Source organism: Aeromonas aquatica, from assembly GCF_000764655.1.
Taxonomy (GTDB): Bacteria; Pseudomonadota; Gammaproteobacteria; order Enterobacterales; family Aeromonadaceae; genus Aeromonas; species Aeromonas aquatica.
Map to the genome: position 1 here is coordinate 1 of NZ_JRGL01000014.1, position 14,358 is coordinate 14,358.

The 14,358-nt window shown below is 63.2% G+C and carries 16 protein-coding genes and 1 tRNA gene; 10 read left to right on the forward strand and 7 right to left on the reverse strand.

Features of this window, described 5'->3' with window-relative positions; genetic code table 11:
* Window positions 1-86 precede the first annotated feature (86 nt).
* Together LG30_RS0104110 and LG30_RS0104115 are read left to right on the forward strand one after the other, a co-directional pair.
* Window positions 87-172: transfer RNA gene (locus LG30_RS0104110), tRNA-Leu, on the forward strand.
* A gap of 102 nt (window positions 173-274) precedes the next feature.
* Window positions 275-541: a late competence development ComFB family protein gene (locus tag LG30_RS0104115; protein WP_033129453.1), complete on the forward strand. Its 267-nt coding sequence runs from the start codon at window positions 275-277 to the stop codon at window positions 539-541.
* A gap of 14 nt (window positions 542-555) precedes the next feature.
* On the opposite strand, the gene LG30_RS0104120 is transcribed toward LG30_RS0104115, so the two are convergent.
* Entirely contained in the window at window positions 556-765 is a 210-nt protein-coding gene (locus tag LG30_RS0104120; RefSeq protein ID WP_033129506.1) for a hypothetical protein, read from the reverse strand.
* 302 nt (window positions 766-1,067) lie between these two features.
* Here LG30_RS0104120 and nhaC point away from each other — a divergent pair, with 302 nt between their 5' ends.
* The 7 genes from nhaC to LG30_RS0104155 all read left to right on the forward strand — a co-directional run bounded on the left by nhaC (window position 1,068) and on the right by LG30_RS0104155 (window position 9,381).
* On the forward strand, window positions 1,068-2,477 hold the full coding sequence (nhaC, locus tag LG30_RS0104125) for a Na+/H+ antiporter NhaC (RefSeq protein ID WP_033129454.1): 1,410 nt from the start codon (window positions 1,068-1,070) through the stop codon (window positions 2,475-2,477).
* A 103-nt stretch (window positions 2,478-2,580) separates the two neighbouring features.
* A complete protein-coding gene (locus LG30_RS0104130) occupies window positions 2,581-3,504 on the forward strand; it encodes a LysR family transcriptional regulator (RefSeq protein WP_033129455.1) in 924 nt (307 codons plus the stop codon).
* A gap of 186 nt (window positions 3,505-3,690) precedes the next feature.
* Window positions 3,691-4,836 carry an ABC transporter substrate-binding protein gene (locus LG30_RS0104135; protein ID WP_033129456.1) on the forward strand — a complete coding sequence of 382 codons (1,146 nt, stop codon included), beginning with the start codon at window positions 3,691-3,693 and terminating at the stop codon, window positions 4,834-4,836.
* A 184-nt stretch (window positions 4,837-5,020) separates the two neighbouring features.
* The gene (locus LG30_RS0104140) at window positions 5,021-6,034 is read left to right on the forward strand and encodes an ABC transporter ATP-binding protein (RefSeq protein ID WP_033129457.1); all 1,014 of its coding nucleotides are present in this window, start codon (window positions 5,021-5,023) and stop codon (window positions 6,032-6,034) included.
* On the forward strand, window positions 6,031-6,999 hold the full coding sequence (locus LG30_RS0104145) for an ABC transporter permease (RefSeq protein WP_033129458.1): 969 nt from the start codon (window positions 6,031-6,033) through the stop codon (window positions 6,997-6,999). Before LG30_RS0104140 ends, LG30_RS0104145 begins: the two co-directional genes overlap by 4 nt.
* A gap of 89 nt (window positions 7,000-7,088) precedes the next feature.
* Window positions 7,089-7,922 (forward strand): ABC transporter permease, encoded by an 834-nt coding sequence (locus LG30_RS0104150; RefSeq protein ID WP_197720908.1) that lies wholly within the window; start codon window positions 7,089-7,091, stop codon window positions 7,920-7,922.
* Between the two features lie 28 nt (window positions 7,923-7,950).
* A complete protein-coding gene (locus LG30_RS0104155; protein WP_033129460.1) occupies window positions 7,951-9,381 on the forward strand; it encodes a gamma-aminobutyraldehyde dehydrogenase in 1,431 nt (476 codons plus the stop codon).
* Between the two features lie 97 nt (window positions 9,382-9,478).
* Here the strand turns inward: LG30_RS0104155 and cyoE are convergent, their stop codons facing one another.
* The 4 genes from cyoE to LG30_RS0104175 all read right to left on the reverse strand — a co-directional run bounded on the left by cyoE (window position 9,479) and on the right by LG30_RS0104175 (window position 12,672).
* The gene (gene cyoE / locus LG30_RS0104160) at window positions 9,479-10,384 is read right to left on the reverse strand and encodes a heme o synthase (protein ID WP_052100837.1); all 906 of its coding nucleotides are present in this window, start codon (window positions 10,382-10,384) and stop codon (window positions 9,479-9,481) included.
* Window positions 10,381-11,391 carry a COX15/CtaA family protein gene (locus tag LG30_RS0104165; protein WP_033129461.1) on the reverse strand — a complete coding sequence of 337 codons (1,011 nt, stop codon included), beginning with the start codon at window positions 11,389-11,391 and terminating at the stop codon, window positions 10,381-10,383. The genes cyoE and LG30_RS0104165 overlap by 4 nt, the downstream gene beginning before the upstream one ends.
* 79 nt (window positions 11,392-11,470) lie before the next feature.
* Window positions 11,471-11,959 (reverse strand): hypothetical protein, encoded by a 489-nt coding sequence (locus LG30_RS0104170; RefSeq protein WP_033129462.1) that lies wholly within the window; start codon window positions 11,957-11,959, stop codon window positions 11,471-11,473.
* Window positions 11,956-12,672: an SURF1 family protein gene (locus tag LG30_RS0104175; RefSeq protein WP_033129463.1), complete on the reverse strand. Its 717-nt coding sequence runs from the start codon at window positions 12,670-12,672 to the stop codon at window positions 11,956-11,958. The genes LG30_RS0104170 and LG30_RS0104175 overlap by 4 nt, the downstream gene beginning before the upstream one ends.
* Window positions 12,673-12,699: 27 nt before the next feature.
* Here LG30_RS0104175 and LG30_RS0104180 point away from each other — a divergent pair, with 27 nt between their 5' ends.
* The gene (locus LG30_RS0104180) at window positions 12,700-12,909 is read left to right on the forward strand and encodes a DUF2909 family protein (RefSeq protein ID WP_033129464.1); all 210 of its coding nucleotides are present in this window, start codon (window positions 12,700-12,702) and stop codon (window positions 12,907-12,909) included.
* Window positions 12,910-12,912: 3 nt separating this feature from the next.
* Here the strand turns inward: LG30_RS0104180 and LG30_RS0104185 are convergent, their stop codons facing one another.
* Entirely contained in the window at window positions 12,913-13,794 is an 882-nt protein-coding gene (locus LG30_RS0104185) for a cytochrome c oxidase subunit 3 (RefSeq protein ID WP_033129465.1), read from the reverse strand.
* Between the two features lie 2 nt (window positions 13,795-13,796).
* Window positions 13,797-14,351: a cytochrome c oxidase assembly protein gene (locus LG30_RS0104190; RefSeq protein WP_033129466.1), complete on the reverse strand. Its 555-nt coding sequence runs from the start codon at window positions 14,349-14,351 to the stop codon at window positions 13,797-13,799.
* Window positions 14,352-14,358 lie beyond the last annotated feature (7 nt).

Consider the following 14,358-nt stretch of genomic DNA (forward strand, 5'->3'; position numbering starts at 1 on the left):
TCCCTCTCTTCGCACCATGATTCTGACATGTTAAAACAGAGCAATGCGCCCAACCGCATTTAAAAACCAGATGGGAAAAACAGTGTGCGAAGGTGGCGGAATTGGTAGACGCGCTAGCTTCAGGTGTTAGTGTCCCACGGATGTGAGGGTTCGAGTCCCTCTCTTCGCACCATCTATTATGCAAAAGGCCCATAACGCGAGTTATGGGCCTTTTGTTTTTGCCTGCGTCATGGCTATGCTCTTGATAACGCTACGCCACCACAGGGACGACCCCATGATCCTGGATACCGACATTCACAACTTCTATGAACAACTGGTGCTCAAGGAGATAGAAAAACAGGGATTGGGGCAGACGCTGACGTCCCATCAGCTGGCCGATCTCTGCTGCCTGACCCTGAACCAGCTCCCCTCCCACTACATCCGCCACAACGTCGACATGATCTATTTCACCAGCGACGCCCAGCGCACCGAGATGGAACAGAAGGTGATCGAATCACTGCGCCTGGCCCACGACAAGATTCAAGCAGTCCCCTCTCGCTGACGACAGCCCGCTCACTACAGCCAGCTCTGCTGCCAGAGCAGGGCCACCACCCCCGTCATGCCGGCGACGGGCAGCAGGATCAGCGCCGGTCTCAGCCGGGGTTCCAGCATGACCCAGGCCGCCAGCAGAAAACCCAGGCTCCACACCCCGTACGCCTTGTCCTGACCCCAGCCCAGCACCGCCAGCAAGCCCGCCAACAGCAGGCACCTCACTATCCAGATCATGGTGAACATCCCTTTCGCATCATTCGATAACGATTATCATTTGTATTTTAGCATAGTGCTATCGGACTTTTCTATCGGAGTCGAATGTCTCATCGGGGCAAACAGGGCACTCAAAAATGGGTCATGAGATCAACTAATTTGTAATTTTATCAATCAAAACTGCATTTTTGCTAAATGTGTTGGGATTTTAGACCCTGAGTTTGTGGTAGATTGCGGCCTCTTTTTGGGTTGCCCCCTCGGGATACATGTATCCACAGGACGAGAGGGAGCGACCTTGGCGAGCAAGAGTTTAGGAAGTATCTATGCAAAACCAACATAACCACATTCGACTGCCTAACATGCCACAGGTGTTTGCCTGCCTGGCCATTTTCCTGGCCCTGGCCTTCTCCTTCACCAGCGTGCTCGACTTGCCAATCCAGTTGGCACTGTTCATCGCCTGGTTCGTCATCATGGGACTCGGCATCCGGCTCGGCCATGATTACAAATCCCTGGAGCAGGCCGCCGTCGACGGTGTCGCCAAGGGCATGGGCGCCATCCTGATACTGGTCTCCGTCGGAGCCCTGGTCGGCACCTGGATCGCAGGCGGCATAGTCCCCAGCATCATCTACTTCGGGCTCAAGGTGATACACCCGTCCATCTTTCTGCTGGCGACCCTGATCATCTGCTCCCTCACCTCCCTTGCCACCGGCACCTCCTGGGGCTCGGCGGCCACCGCCGGCATCGCCATGATGGGCATAGGCCACAGCCTGGGCGTGCCTGCGCCACTGGTGGCGGGCGCCGTGCTCTCCGGTGTCTACTTCGGTGACAAGCTCTCCCCGCTCTCCGACTCCGTGGTACTGGCCTCCACCATGTCCAACGTCGACGTGGTGGAGCACATCAAGGGCATGCTGCCCATCAGCCTGTTCTCCTATGTCATCACGGCGGCCCTGTTCACCCTGGTCGGCATGCAGTACTCGGGCAACGTCAGCCTGGAGCAGGTCAACCTGGTGATGGAAGCGCTCGACAAGCAGTTCAACATCACCCCGCTGGCCATAGTGCCCGTGATACTGGTGCTGGGTCTGCTGGCCAACCGCAAGCCCGCCTTCCCGGTGATCAGCTTCGGCGCCCTGCTCGGCCTCGTCTGGGCCATCGCCTTCCAGGACATGGATCCGGTCAAGGCCATGCACTCCGCCTACAGCCCGTTCGCCATCACCTCGGGGGTCGACTTCATCGACAACATCCTGGGCCGCGGCGGCATGGAGTCCATGCTGGGCTCGGTGGCGGTCATCATCTTCGGGCTGGGCTTCGGTGGCCTGCTGGAGAAGGTCGGCATCCTGGCGGTGATCGCCAGTGCCTTCGAGAAGCGCATCAACAGCGTCGGCAGCCTGACCAGCCACACCATAGCCACCGCCTTCCTGGCCAACGTGTTCGGCTCGGCCATGTATGTGTCGCTGATCCTGACCCCCAAGATCATGGCCAAGAACTACGACCGGCTGGGGCTGGAGCGCAAGAACCTCTCCCGCAACGCCGAGTTCGGTGGCACCCTCACCTGCGGCATGGTGCCCTGGAGCGACAACGGCATCTTCATGGCCGGGGTGCTGGGGGTGGCAACCCTGGATTACCTGCCCTACATGTGGCTCAGCTTCACCTGCATCCTGGTGACCATCACCCTCGCCTACCTGGGCAAGGCGGTGAACCGGATCCCGGTGATCGAGGCGGCCAGCTCTCGCTAAGCATTCAAAAACAATGACAAAGGCGCCTGCGGGCGCCTTTTGTTTGGACGGGATTCGAGGTTAAGCTGGCAGCCAACCTCGTCGCTCGTGGCAGGATGCCCAGATGAACTTTACCTTTCGCCAGATCCGCTATTTCGTGGCCGTGGCCGACAGCTTCTCGGTGAGCCGCGCCGCCGCCGAGCTGCACATCTCCCAGTCGGCAGTCACCAGCGCCATCCGCGAGCTGGAGACCGAGCTCGGCGCCGCCCTGTTCGAGCGCAACCCCCGTGGCGTCAGCCTCACCGCCCAGGGTCACCAGTTCCTGCTCCATGCCAGACGCATCCTGGGCGCCATGACGGAGGCGGGCCAGTCCCTCAAGGCGGTGGCACAGCAGGATCAGGGCCAACTCACCATAGGGGTGACCACGCTGGTGGCCGGTTACTACCTGTCGGAGGCGCTCGGCCGCTTCCGGCGCGCCTTCCCGGCGGTGCGCATCGAGGTGAAGGAGGACGAGCAGCCGTTTCTCGAGCATCAGATCGTCAACGGCGAGGTGGATGTGGGGATCCTGATGACCAACCGCACCATCCGTCAGGAGGCGTTCGATACCGAGCTGCTGACCCGCTCGCCGCTGCGGCTCTGGCTCGCCGCCAACCACCCCCTCTGCGCCGAATCAACCCTCTCCCTCAAGGCGCTGAGCGAGGAGCCCATGATCTCCCTCACCGCCGATCAGCTGGATCAGATCATCGGCTCTGGCCTGCGCCGCTACGGCATCCAGCCCCGCATAGTGCTGCGCACCGCCTCGGTGGAGGCGGTGCGCAGCCTGGTGGCCAGCCAGTTAGGCGCCGCTCTGCTGCCGGACTTCGCCTACCGCCCCTGGTCGCTGGAACAGGAGCGGGTCGAGGCCCGCGCCATCAAGGAGCCCATCCCCGCCATAGACATCGGCCTGGTGTGGCGGCGCGGCTCACACCTGAGTTGGACCGCCCGTGAATTCATCGACATAGTGCGGGATCAGAGCCGGCTGCGGGCCCGCCAGACGGCCTCCCGCTAGGAGCATCCCCCCGAACGCCACGAAAATTCAGATTCATCTGCACTCGATATCGATTTAGTAGATACCTGGGCGATTAAAAATTGAAATTCTCATTACTGCTCGCTTCTCCTACGCTCATGACTGGTTAACAGGATGTTAATGCCATCGTGGCATCGCCATGGTTCAAGTTGATGCAAGGAGAGCAAGATGAAACTGACCCCCCTGACCCTGGCCCTGATCCCGGCGCTGCTGGCAGGCCAGACCCAGGCCGCCCCGACCGAACTCGGCAAGGGTGAAGGCCAGCTCAACATCGTGGCCTGGGCCGGCTATGTCGAGCGCGGCGAGACCGACAAGAACTACGACTGGGTCACCGGCTTCGAGAAGGAGACCGGCTGCAAGGTCAGCGTCAAGACGGCCGCCACCTCGGACGAGATGGTGGCCCTGATGAACGAGGGGGGCTTCGATCTGGTGACCGCCTCCGGCGACGCCAGCCTGCGCCTCATCGCCGGCGGCAAGGTGCAAGCGCTCAACCTGGCGCTCATCCCGAGCTATGGCAAGATAGATCCCCGCCTGCAGAGCGCCCCCTGGCACACGGTGGAAGGCAAGCACTACGGCGTGCCCTACCAGTGGGGCGGCAACATCCTGATGTACAACACCAAGGTGTTCCCCAAGGCGCCAGACTCCTGGAGCCTGGTGTTCGAGGAGCAGACCCTGCCGGACGGCAAGTCCAACAAGGGTCGGGTGCAGGCGTTCGACGGCCCCATCCACATCGCCGATGCCGCCCTCTATCTGATGACCCACCAGCCGGCGTTGGGGATCAAGGACCCCTACGAGCTGAACGAGGATCAGTACAAGGCCTCCCTCGAGCTGCTGCGCAAGCAGCGTCAGCTGGTCGGCCGCTACTGGCACGACGCCTTCGTCCAGATCGATGACTTCAAGAACGAGGGGGTGGTCGCCTCGGACTCCTGGCCGTTCCAGGCCAACACCCTGATCGCCGACAAGCAGCCCATCGCCACCACTGTACCCAAGGAAGGGGTCACCGGCTGGGCCGACACCAGCATGGTGCACAGCGAGGCCAAGAACCTGACCTGTGCCTACCAGTGGCTGGAACACTCCCTCAACAACAAGCTGCAGGGAGATCTCGCCTCCTGGTTCGGCTCTGTGCCCGTGGTACCCGCCGCCTGCGAGGGCAACGCCCTGCTGGGGGCCGGGGGCTGCAAGACCAACGGTATAGACAACTTCGATCGGGTGCACTTCTGGCGTACCCCGGTATCCCAGTGCAAGAGCCAGGGTACCTGCGTCCCCTACTACCGCTGGGTGTCTGACTATATCGCCATCCTCGGTGGTCGCTGATGCAGATTGAGCGAGGCGGCATCCATCGGTACCCCTGTGCCAGCAGCGGGACACCTGCGTGTCCTCTGCGCTATCGCTGGGTGTCTGACTATATCGCCATCCTGGGCGGTCGCTGAGTCCCGCCGAGACAACGCCGTTGTGGGCCGGGTGGAGACCCGGCCCTGTTCGATGACAAGGATGTACCATGACAGCCGTACAATTTGACCGGGTCAGCCGCCACTACGGCGAGGTGAAGGCGGTCGACGACATCTCCTTCCAGATCCCCTCCGGTGAATTCTTTACCCTGCTGGGCCCAAGCGGTTCCGGCAAGACCACCTGCCTGCGGATGATCGCCGGCTTCGAATACCCGAGCACGGGGGAGATCCGCCTGTTCGGCGAGCCCTGCTCCCGGGTGCCGCCCTACGATCGCAACCTCAACACCGTCTTCCAGGATTACGCCCTCTTCCCCAACATGGATGTGCGCGACAACATCGGTTACGGCCTGATGATCAGGGGCGTGCCCAAGGCGGAGCGCCATCGCAAGGTGGACGAGATGCTGGAGCTGGTGCGCCTGCCCGGCGTCGGCAACCGCAGGCCGGGCCAGCTCTCAGGCGGTCAGCGCCAGCGCATCGCCATCGCCCGTGCCCTCATCAATCAGCCGCGCATCCTGCTGCTGGACGAGCCGCTGGGGGCGCTGGATCTCAAGCTGCGCGAGCAGATGCAGCTCGAGCTCAAGGCGCTGCAGCGCCAGCTCGGCATCACCTTCATCTTCGTCACCCACGATCAGCAGGAGGCGCTCTCCATGAGCGACCGCATCTGCATCTTCAGCCAGGGCAGGATCGAGCAGATCGCCGCCCCGGATCAGGTCTACGACGCCCCCGCCACCCCCTTCGTCGCCCGCTTCGTCGGCACCGTCAACCTGTTCGAGGGGGAGCAGGCCAGGCGGCTGTGCGGCGACAGTCAGCAGATGATGGTGCGCCCGGAGCGGATCCGGCTGAGCGAGGCCGGCAGCCCCGGCTGGTCCGGCGAGATCCGTGAGGTGGAATACCTGGGTGCCTTCGTGCGCTATAGAGTCGACCTGGGGGAGCAGCTCGAGATCATCGTCAATCACCCCAACGAGGGGCAGGCCCGCCTGGCCCGTGGCGCCCAAGTCAGCCTCAGCTGGCCGGAGCAGGCGATCCATCGCCTGAGCACCGCCGAAACGGGGGCTCAATCATGAGCCTCCCCCACAGTGCGAGCCTGACCATGAGCCACGCCACCACCCACACCAGACTCCGCCCGTTGCGGCGCCTCTCCACCCTGCTGTACGGCCGCCCCGGCCTGCTGCTGGGGATACTGCTCGGCCCACCCCTGCTCTGGCTCGGCATCATCTATGTGGGCTCCCTGCTGATGCTGCTCTCCAACGCCTTCTTCGGGCTGGACGAGTTCAGCGGCCAGGTGCGCCACGAGCTGGGGCTGCAAAACTTCGTCGCCCTGCTGCGGGCAGAAAACCTGGACGTCATCGCCCGCACCGCCGGCATGTCGCTTGCCGTAACCCTGGCCTGCGCCCTGCTCGGCTTTCCCATCGCCTACTACATGGCGCGCTACACCAGCGGCAAGACCCGTGCCCTGTTCTATCTCGGCATCATGCTGCCGCTCTGGTCCAGCTACCTGGTGCGGGTCTATGCCTGGAAGCTGATCCTGGCCAAGGAGGGGGTCATCAGCTGGCTGGCGGACAGCCTGGGGCTGGACTGGCTGCTGGACGGCATCCTCTCCCTGCCCATGATCGGCGGCCCCTCCCTGTCGTTCTCGCGGCTCGGCACCTTCATCGTGTTCGTCTACGTCTGGCTGCCCTTCATGATCCTGCCGATCCAGGCGGCGGTGGAGCGGATCCCGCGCTCCCTGCTGGAGGCGAGCAGCGATCTCGGCGCCACCCCGGCGCAGACCTTTCGCACCCTGATCCTGCCACTGGCATTGCCGGGCGTGGTGGCGGGTTCCATCTTCACCTTCTCCCTGACGCTCGGGGACTACATCATCCCCGGCATCATAGGCAACTCAACCATGTACATAGGGCAGGTGGTCTACATGCAGCAGGGCACGGCGGGCAACCTGCCGTTCGCCGCCGCCTTCTCGCTGGTGCCTATCCTGATCATCGCCATCTACCTCACCATCGCCAAGCGCTTGGGAGCCTTCGATGCACTCTGATACTGACCTCTCGCTCGCTGCTTGCACGCGGGTGCCCAGCCTGATCATCACTATCCGCCTGACGACCGTAAAACGGCTGGGAGCCTTCGATGCGCTCTAATCCCTCTATGAATCAGGATCAGGGTCAGCGCCCCTCCGGCCTGCTCAAGTACGCCGCCATCGGCGGGCTGCTGTTCCTGCATATCCCCATCCTGTTCATCTTCCTCTACGCCTTTACCAGCGAGAGCAAGAGCTACCAGTTTCCGCCACCCGGGCTGACCCTGAAATGGTTCGAGGTGACGCTGAACAGACCCGATGTGTGGCGCGCCATCCAGCTGTCGCTGGAGGTGGCGGGGCTCGCGACCCTGGCGGCCATGGTGCTCGGCACCCTGGCGGCGGGGGCCATAGCCCGCAGCCGTTTCTTCGGCCAGGAGGCGGTATCGCTGCTGCTGGTGCTGCCCATCGCCCTGCCCGGCATAGTCACCGGCATAGCGCTGCGCTCCGCCTACGGCCTGCTGGAGATCCCGTTCAGCTTCTGGACCATCGTCATCGGCCACGCCACCTTCTGCGTGGTGGTGGTCTACAACAATGCGCTGGCGCGTTTTCGCCGCACCAACCAGTCGCTGATCGAGGCCTCGATGGACCTCGGCGCCGACGGCTTCCAGACCCTGCGTTATGTGATCCTGCCCAATCTCGCCACCGCCCTGCTAGCGGGGGGCATGCTGGCGTTCGCGCTGAGCTTTGACGAGGTGATAGTCACCACCTTCACCGCGGGCCAGCAGACCACGCTGCCCATCTGGATGTATCAGGAGCTGATCCGCCCCCGCGATCGGCCGGTCACCAACGTGGTGGCCCTCATCATAGTGGCCTTCACCACTATCCCCATTCTGCTTGCCTACTACCTCACCCGCGACGGCCAGGACGTCGCCGGCAGTGGCAAATAATGACTCAACGCCTGTGCAAGGATGCAACATGAAGCTCTCTACCCAACTCTTGATCGACGGCCAGTTTGTCACCGGTGACGGCCAGGCCGAGCCCATCCTCAACCCGGCCACCGGTGAGCTGCTCGCCTCGGTGCCCGAAGCCTCGTTCGAGCAGGTCAGCCGGGCGGTGAACGGTGCCCAACGCGCCTTCGCCCAGTGGAGCCGCACCACCCCGGCCCAACGCAGCAACCTGCTGCTGCGCCTCGCCGACGCCATAGAGCGTCACGCCGAGGAGTTCGCGGCGCTCGAATCCCTCAACTGCGGCAAGCCCTATCTGGCGGTGCTCAATGACGAGCTACCGGCGGTGGTGGACTGCTTCCGCTTCTTCGCCGGGGCGGCTCGCTGCCTGCAAGGGCCGCTGGCCGGGGAATACATCGAGGGGCACACCAGCATGATCCGCCGGGATCCCATCGGCGTGGTGGGCAGCATAGCGCCCTGGAACTACCCGTTGATGATGGCCGCCTGGAAGATGGCGCCGGTACTCGCCGCCGGCAATACCGTGGTGCTCAAACCCTCGGAGCAGACCCCGCTCACCGCCCTGCGCCTGGCCGAGCTCGCCAGCGAGATCTTCCCGCGCGGCGTCATCAACGTCATCTGTGGCCGGGGCGAGAGCGTGGGGGCGCCGCTGGTGGAGCACCCGCTGGTGCGCATGGTGTCGCTCACCGGCGATATCGCCACCGGCCAGAAGATCCTGCAGAGTGCCGCCCGCACCATGAAGCGAACCCACCTGGAGCTGGGGGGTAAGGCGCCTGTCATCATCTTCGACGACGCGGACCTGGAGGCCGTGGTGGCGGGCATTCGCACCTTTGGTTTCTACAACGCCGGTCAGGACTGCACCGCCGCCTGCCGCATCTACGCCCAGGGCAAGATCTACGACAAGTTCGTCGCCGCCATGACCGAGGCCGTGGCCTCCATCAAGGTGGGCAGCCAGCGCGAGGAAGGGGTGGAGATGGGGCCACTCATCTCGGACAGGCAGCGCAACAGAGTCGCCAGCTTCGTGGAGCGGGCGGTGAGTAGCGGCCATGTTGAGGTCACGGCCGGCGGCAAGATCCGCCCCGGCAATGGCTTCTTCTTCGAGCCGACCCTGATCGTCGGTGCCCGCCAGGAGGATGAGATAGTGCGGCGCGAGGTGTTCGGCCCCGTGGTCTCGGTGACCCGCTTCAACGACGCCGAGCAGGTGGTACAGTGGGCCAACGACTCGGACTATGGCCTCGCCTCCTCGGTCTGGACCCGGGATCTCGGCCTCGCCAGCAAGGTGGCCAGCCACCTGCAATATGGCTGCACCTGGATCAACACCCACTTCATGCTCTGCTCAGAGATGCCCCACGGCGGCATGAAGATGTCCGGCTACGGCAAGGATCTCTCCCTCTACGCGCTGGAGGATTACACTGTGCCGCGCCACATCATGGTCAAGCTCTGACAAACGACAAGGCTGGCCCCGGGGCCAGCCTTGTTGCATGGATCCGCATTCCCATCCTACCCTCGGCACGACATCCCCCAGACACAACCTCCGTTCCTTATGACAGTCGCCATAACCAGTGATGATCCAGGATCAGCAGTCCGAACAGCAGCATCAGGTGGTAGATGGAGAAGCGGAAGGTACGCATCGCCTGACCGGGCCGCTCCGAGTACTTCAGCAACCAACCATGCCAGCAGAACAACAGGTTCAGCGCCAGGCTGCCGATCAGGTAGAGCAGGCCCGACATGCCGATCAGGTAGGGCAGCAGGCAGATCAGGCTCAGGATCAACAGGTAGAACAGGATCGCCGTCTTGGTGAACTCTATGCCGTGGGTGACCGGCAACATGGGAATGTTGGCACCGGCATACTCATCGCGCCTGTGGATCGCCAGCGACCAGAAGTGGGGCGGCGTCCAGGCGAAGACGATCATCACCAGCAGCCAGGGCTCGGCCGAGAGCTGCCCTGTGATGCTGGTCCAGCCCAGCAGAGGCGGCATGGCCCCCGCCAGCCCGCCGATGACGATGTTCTGCGGCGTGGCCCGCTTCAGCAACAGGGTGTAAACCACCGCGTAACCAAACAGGCTGGCCAGGGTCAGCCAGGCGGTCAGCGGGTTCACTCCCCAATAGAGCAGGACAAAGCCCAGCAGGGCCAGCCAGAGTGCAAAGGTCATCGCCTGCCGCGACCCGATCCGCCCTCTGGCGACCGGGCGCCAGCGCGTCCTGCGCATCTGGGCGTCGATGCCGCGATCCAGGGTATGGTTCATGGCCGCCGCCGCAGCCGCCAATAACCCGATTCCCACCAGGCCCAGCATCATGCGATCCAGCGAGGCGACCGTCGGCTCGGCCAGCAGCATGCCGACCCAGGCCGTCAGCAGCAGCAAGGCCACCACCCTGGGCTTGGTCAGCTGGTAATAATCCCGCAGCAGCCGGGGGTCGATGACGCGTGCCAAGGGCTTGCTGTTCATGTCTGGCTCCTGATCGCCTCAGGCGACAGCGAAGGGGAAAGCAGGGGGCGGGAGATCCGCCCACGGGCCAGCACACAACACACCAGCAGGTGCGCCGCCACCAGGTTGTGCGCGAGGGCGTTGGCCAGCGGCAGGGCCAGGTGGACGTTCGCCAGCCCCAAGGCAATTTGCACCAGCAGCAGGGCCAGCAAGAGCCCCCCCAGGAAGCGCAACGGGGCCCCCTGACGGATCAGGGCGAGGGCAAAGCCCCCCACCAGCATGGCGGTGGCAAGGGCCCCCAGACGATGGGCGATATGGATGGTCTGGCGCGCCTCCTTGCTCAGCACCCCGAACTCATAGCTGGCATGACCCAGCGGCAGGTGGAAGGCGGCCTGCCAATCCAGCTGCTGCTGCCAGCCCGCCTGGCAGACCGGCAGATCGACACAGGCCATGGCGGCATAGTTGGCCGAGGTCCAGCCCCCCAGCGCTATCTGCACCAGCAGCACGCCGCAGGCCAGATTGCCCAGCCAGGGCAGGCCCTGCCCGTAGAGGACGGGGCGGCTCTCGCTCGTCAACTCCATCCGATAGAGCCACAGCAGGGTCAGCAGCGCGAATCCCCCCAGCAGGTGGCTCATCACCACCAGAGGATGGAGCGACAACGTCACCGTCCACATGCCCAGCGCCGCCTGCCCGATCACCAGCAGGAGCAAGCCGCCGGCGATATGGCGCAGGCGCGGCCGGCTGCGCCAGCTCAACACGAACAGGGCCGTGATGAGGCAACCCAGAGCCCCGGCAAAATAGCGGTGCACCATCTCGCTGCGCGCCTTGTGGGGTTCCAGCGGACTGTCCGGGTAGAGCATGGCGGCCTGCTCGGCATGGGCCGACCGCGGGATGGCCAGGGAGCCGTAGCAACCGGGCCAGTCCGGGCAGGCCAGCCCCGCATCGGTGAGCCGGGTATAGGCGCCGAGCAGTATGACCAGCATCGCCAGGAGAATGGCGGCCGACACCAGCATCTTCTGCACTCTCATTGCACACCTCGCTGATACTTGAGCCGCTGTAGCAGAGCTGACAGAACGATGGTGGAGGATGCCAGCCTCTGTTTTATGTTCATTCGATGCCTCTCTGATACTTGAGCAGTTGCTGCAGATCCGACAGCACGCCCTTGCCAAACAGCGGCCACTCGGTCGTGCTGGCCGGCACCTCATAGCGCAGTATGGCCAACCCCTGCGGGTCGACCAGCATCAAATTCCCCGCTTGTATCTCGGCGCGGGTCTCGAGTCTGGGCTCGGCGGTCAGTTGCACCAGCGCCAGCTTGTCCAGGTTGCGGCCAAGGGCGCTCCGGATCCGCTGCATCAAGACCGGCACCTGCCGGCATTCGGCCTCACAGCGCACGGCCTCCAGGTACACCAGTCGCCATTTGACCTGACTCGAGGGAAGCGGTTGCAACAGATAGATGTCCCGGCTCAGCCACTGCCCCTTGCTGCGGGTACCGGGCTCATACCAGCCCTGGCGCAGGATCAGCGCCGCCAACAACACCGGCAGCAGGATCACCAGCGCAAAGAGGGCAGGCACCTTCCATCTTGACCATCTGTTCATGGGGACAACCTCCTTGTCAGCACCAGCCCGCCCACCAGCATCACCAGCGCCAGTCCGAGCCACTGCAGCGCATACGCCCTGTGCTTCTCCGGCGGCATGACATTCTGTTGGTAGTGATAGAGGAACGGGGAACCCTTCTGATAAAACACGGCATCGACGAGCTGCGAGCCCAGGATCTGGCTCAGGGCGTCCACCCTGATGGATTGCAGCCGGTTCGGATAGGGGCCAGCCTCGATGTTCTGACCCAGCAAGATGCCACCGGGCCGGATACGCAGCAGGCCCTCGAGTTCGAGGGTGGGGGGAATCGCCGGCTGTGGCAGCCGTTGCCGCTCGGCAGGGGCCGGCAGCCAGCCCAGATTGACCAACAGCAGGGGAGAGTGGGCATCGGCACGCACCGGGATGATCACGTCATAGCCGACTTGCTGCTCAACCAGCTGGTTGTCCAGCAGCCACACATAGGGAGCGACCCACGCCACCCTCCCCCGCAGTGGCATCCCATCGAGGCGCTCAGGATAACGCCAGTCGAGTTCCGCCAGCGTCAGGGGAGCGGCAAACTGCATTGTGGCCACGTGCCCTAGCCAGGCCTCCTTCTCGGCCGCCCGCTGCCATTGCCAGAGGGCCAGCTTGCACAAACAGGCCGACACAACCAGAGTGAATATCAGAACAAACCAGCGCCTGTGATGGAACGGTCGCTGCTTATGCCATGTCGCCATGTCGCGCATCTTGTGGAGGGCCCTAACATGTTGATCAAGATAGTGCTGGTGCTCATGTTGCTGCTCATCATCGGGCAGCTGTTTCACGCCCTCTGGCTGATGCTGAGTACCGGCCAGGCCGGGCAGAAAATGTCGGCCCCACTGGGTCGCCGCGTGCTGCTCTCCCTGCTGGTGGTCGTCATCCTGCTGCTCTCGCTGGCGATGGGCTGGCTGGAGCCCAATCCTCGCCCCTATTAAGCCTCATAGCAGGTAGACAAATACGAAGAGGCAGAGCCAGACCACGTCAACGAAGTGCCAGTACCAGGCGGCGGCCTGGAAGGCGAAGTGACGCTCGGCGGTGAAGTGATCCTTCAGCACTATCCGCAGCCAGATGATCAGCAGGAACACAGTCCCCAGGGTGACATGCAGGCCGTGGAACCCGGTCAGTATGAAGAAGGTATTGCCGTAGATGCCGGAGTCAAACTTCAGGCCCAGCTCCCGGTATGCATGAATGTATTCATAACCTTGCAGCCACAGGAAGCTCAGCCCGAGCAATACGGTACCGAGCAACATCCACTTGAGTCGACTGCGTTTGCCATTCTCCAATCCCATATGTGCGAACAGCAGGGTGACGGAGGAGCTGAGCAGGATCAGGGTGTTGACGAGGGGGATCCCATGCCAGGGCATGGCCTGGGTCGTGGTGCCTCCCGGCGTCTTGAGCATGGGCCAGTGCGCCGAGAAATCCGGCCACAGCAGCTGGGCCGTCATCGCCTTGTTGCCTGCCCCATCCAGCCAGGGCATGGCGAGCTGGCGGGCATAAAACAGCACCCCGAAAAATGCCAGGAAGAACATCACCTCGGAGAAGATGAACCAGACCATGCCCTGTCGGAAGGAGCGATCCATCTGGGCGCTGTACAACCCTGTCATGGACTCGTGGATGATGTGGCGAAACCAGCCAAACAGCATGTATACCAGCAGGGCAACACCCGCCGTCATCAGATAGGGGCCCACGCCGGCTTGCTTGCTCGCGATTTCATTGACCAGATGGCCCGCCCCGAAGGCCAGGAGGAACAGCGCCATGGCACCTATGATCGGCCAGCGACTCTGCTCAGGAACATAATAATGCTGGTTCACCTTGGCCATGATTATTTCCTCTGTGCGAGCGCCGGGGCCGGCTTGGACTGAGTGATGTCATAGAGCGAATAGGAGAGCGTGATGGTGTTGATATCTTCGGGCAGGGCCGGATCTATATAGAACTTGAGCGGCATCGACTTGCTCTCCCCCGCCTGCAACTCCTGACGGTTAAAGCAGAAACATTCCACCTTCTTCAAATAGGCCGCGGCGGGACCGGGGGAGACCGAGGGCACCGCCTGACCGATCATGGTGCGGTCGGTCGGATTGAACACCCGATAGTTGACCTGCATCATCTCGCCCGGTCGCACCGATAGCCGCTTCGTCTCCTCGCTGAATTGCCAGGGCATCTGGGTGTCTGCATGGGCCAGAAACTCGACCTGAACGGTGCGTTTGGTGTCGATCACCGCACGCTCGGCCGAGGCTGGCTGGGCGGCTGTCTTGCCATTGAGGCCGGTGATCCGGCAAAAGACGTCGTAGAGCGGCACCAAGGCAAAGGCAAAACCGAACATAACGATGATCACCAGCGCCAGTTTCCTGAGCAGGGGACCGTGATTCACTTGTGTCATATGGCCT

What these genes read in the sequence shown, in the direction of transcription:
- LG30_RS0104140 (WP_033129457.1), top strand. Translation starts at nt 5,021, where the DNA reads ATGACAGCCGTACAATTTGACCGGGTCAGCCGCCACTACGGCGAGGTG.
- LG30_RS0104190 (WP_033129466.1), bottom strand. Translation starts at nt 14,351, where the DNA reads ATGACACAAGTGAATCACGGTCCCCTGCTCAGGAAACTGGCGCTGGTG.
- LG30_RS0104180 (WP_033129464.1), top strand. Translation starts at nt 12,700, where the DNA reads ATGTTGATCAAGATAGTGCTGGTGCTCATGTTGCTGCTCATCATCGGG.
- LG30_RS0104155 (WP_033129460.1), top strand. Translation starts at nt 7,951, where the DNA reads ATGAAGCTCTCTACCCAACTCTTGATCGACGGCCAGTTTGTCACCGGT.
- LG30_RS0104115 (WP_033129453.1), top strand. Translation starts at nt 275, where the DNA reads ATGATCCTGGATACCGACATTCACAACTTCTATGAACAACTGGTGCTC.
- LG30_RS0104130 (WP_033129455.1), top strand. Translation starts at nt 2,581, where the DNA reads ATGAACTTTACCTTTCGCCAGATCCGCTATTTCGTGGCCGTGGCCGAC.
- nhaC (WP_033129454.1), top strand. Translation starts at nt 1,068, where the DNA reads ATGCAAAACCAACATAACCACATTCGACTGCCTAACATGCCACAGGTG.
- LG30_RS0104165 (WP_033129461.1), bottom strand. Translation starts at nt 11,391, where the DNA reads ATGAGAGTGCAGAAGATGCTGGTGTCGGCCGCCATTCTCCTGGCGATG.
- cyoE (WP_052100837.1), bottom strand. Translation starts at nt 10,384, where the DNA reads ATGAACAGCAAGCCCTTGGCACGCGTCATCGACCCCCGGCTGCTGCGG.
- LG30_RS0104150 (WP_197720908.1), top strand. Translation starts at nt 7,089, where the DNA reads ATGCGCTCTAATCCCTCTATGAATCAGGATCAGGGTCAGCGCCCCTCC.
- LG30_RS0104185 (WP_033129465.1), bottom strand. Translation starts at nt 13,794, where the DNA reads ATGGCCAAGGTGAACCAGCATTATTATGTTCCTGAGCAGAGTCGCTGG.
- LG30_RS0104120 (WP_033129506.1), bottom strand. Translation starts at nt 765, where the DNA reads ATGATCTGGATAGTGAGGTGCCTGCTGTTGGCGGGCTTGCTGGCGGTG.
- LG30_RS0104175 (WP_033129463.1), bottom strand. Translation starts at nt 12,672, where the DNA reads ATGGCGACATGGCATAAGCAGCGACCGTTCCATCACAGGCGCTGGTTT.
- LG30_RS0104135 (WP_033129456.1), top strand. Translation starts at nt 3,691, where the DNA reads ATGAAACTGACCCCCCTGACCCTGGCCCTGATCCCGGCGCTGCTGGCA.
- LG30_RS0104145 (WP_033129458.1), top strand. Translation starts at nt 6,031, where the DNA reads ATGAGCCTCCCCCACAGTGCGAGCCTGACCATGAGCCACGCCACCACC.
- LG30_RS0104170 (WP_033129462.1), bottom strand. Translation starts at nt 11,959, where the DNA reads ATGAACAGATGGTCAAGATGGAAGGTGCCTGCCCTCTTTGCGCTGGTG.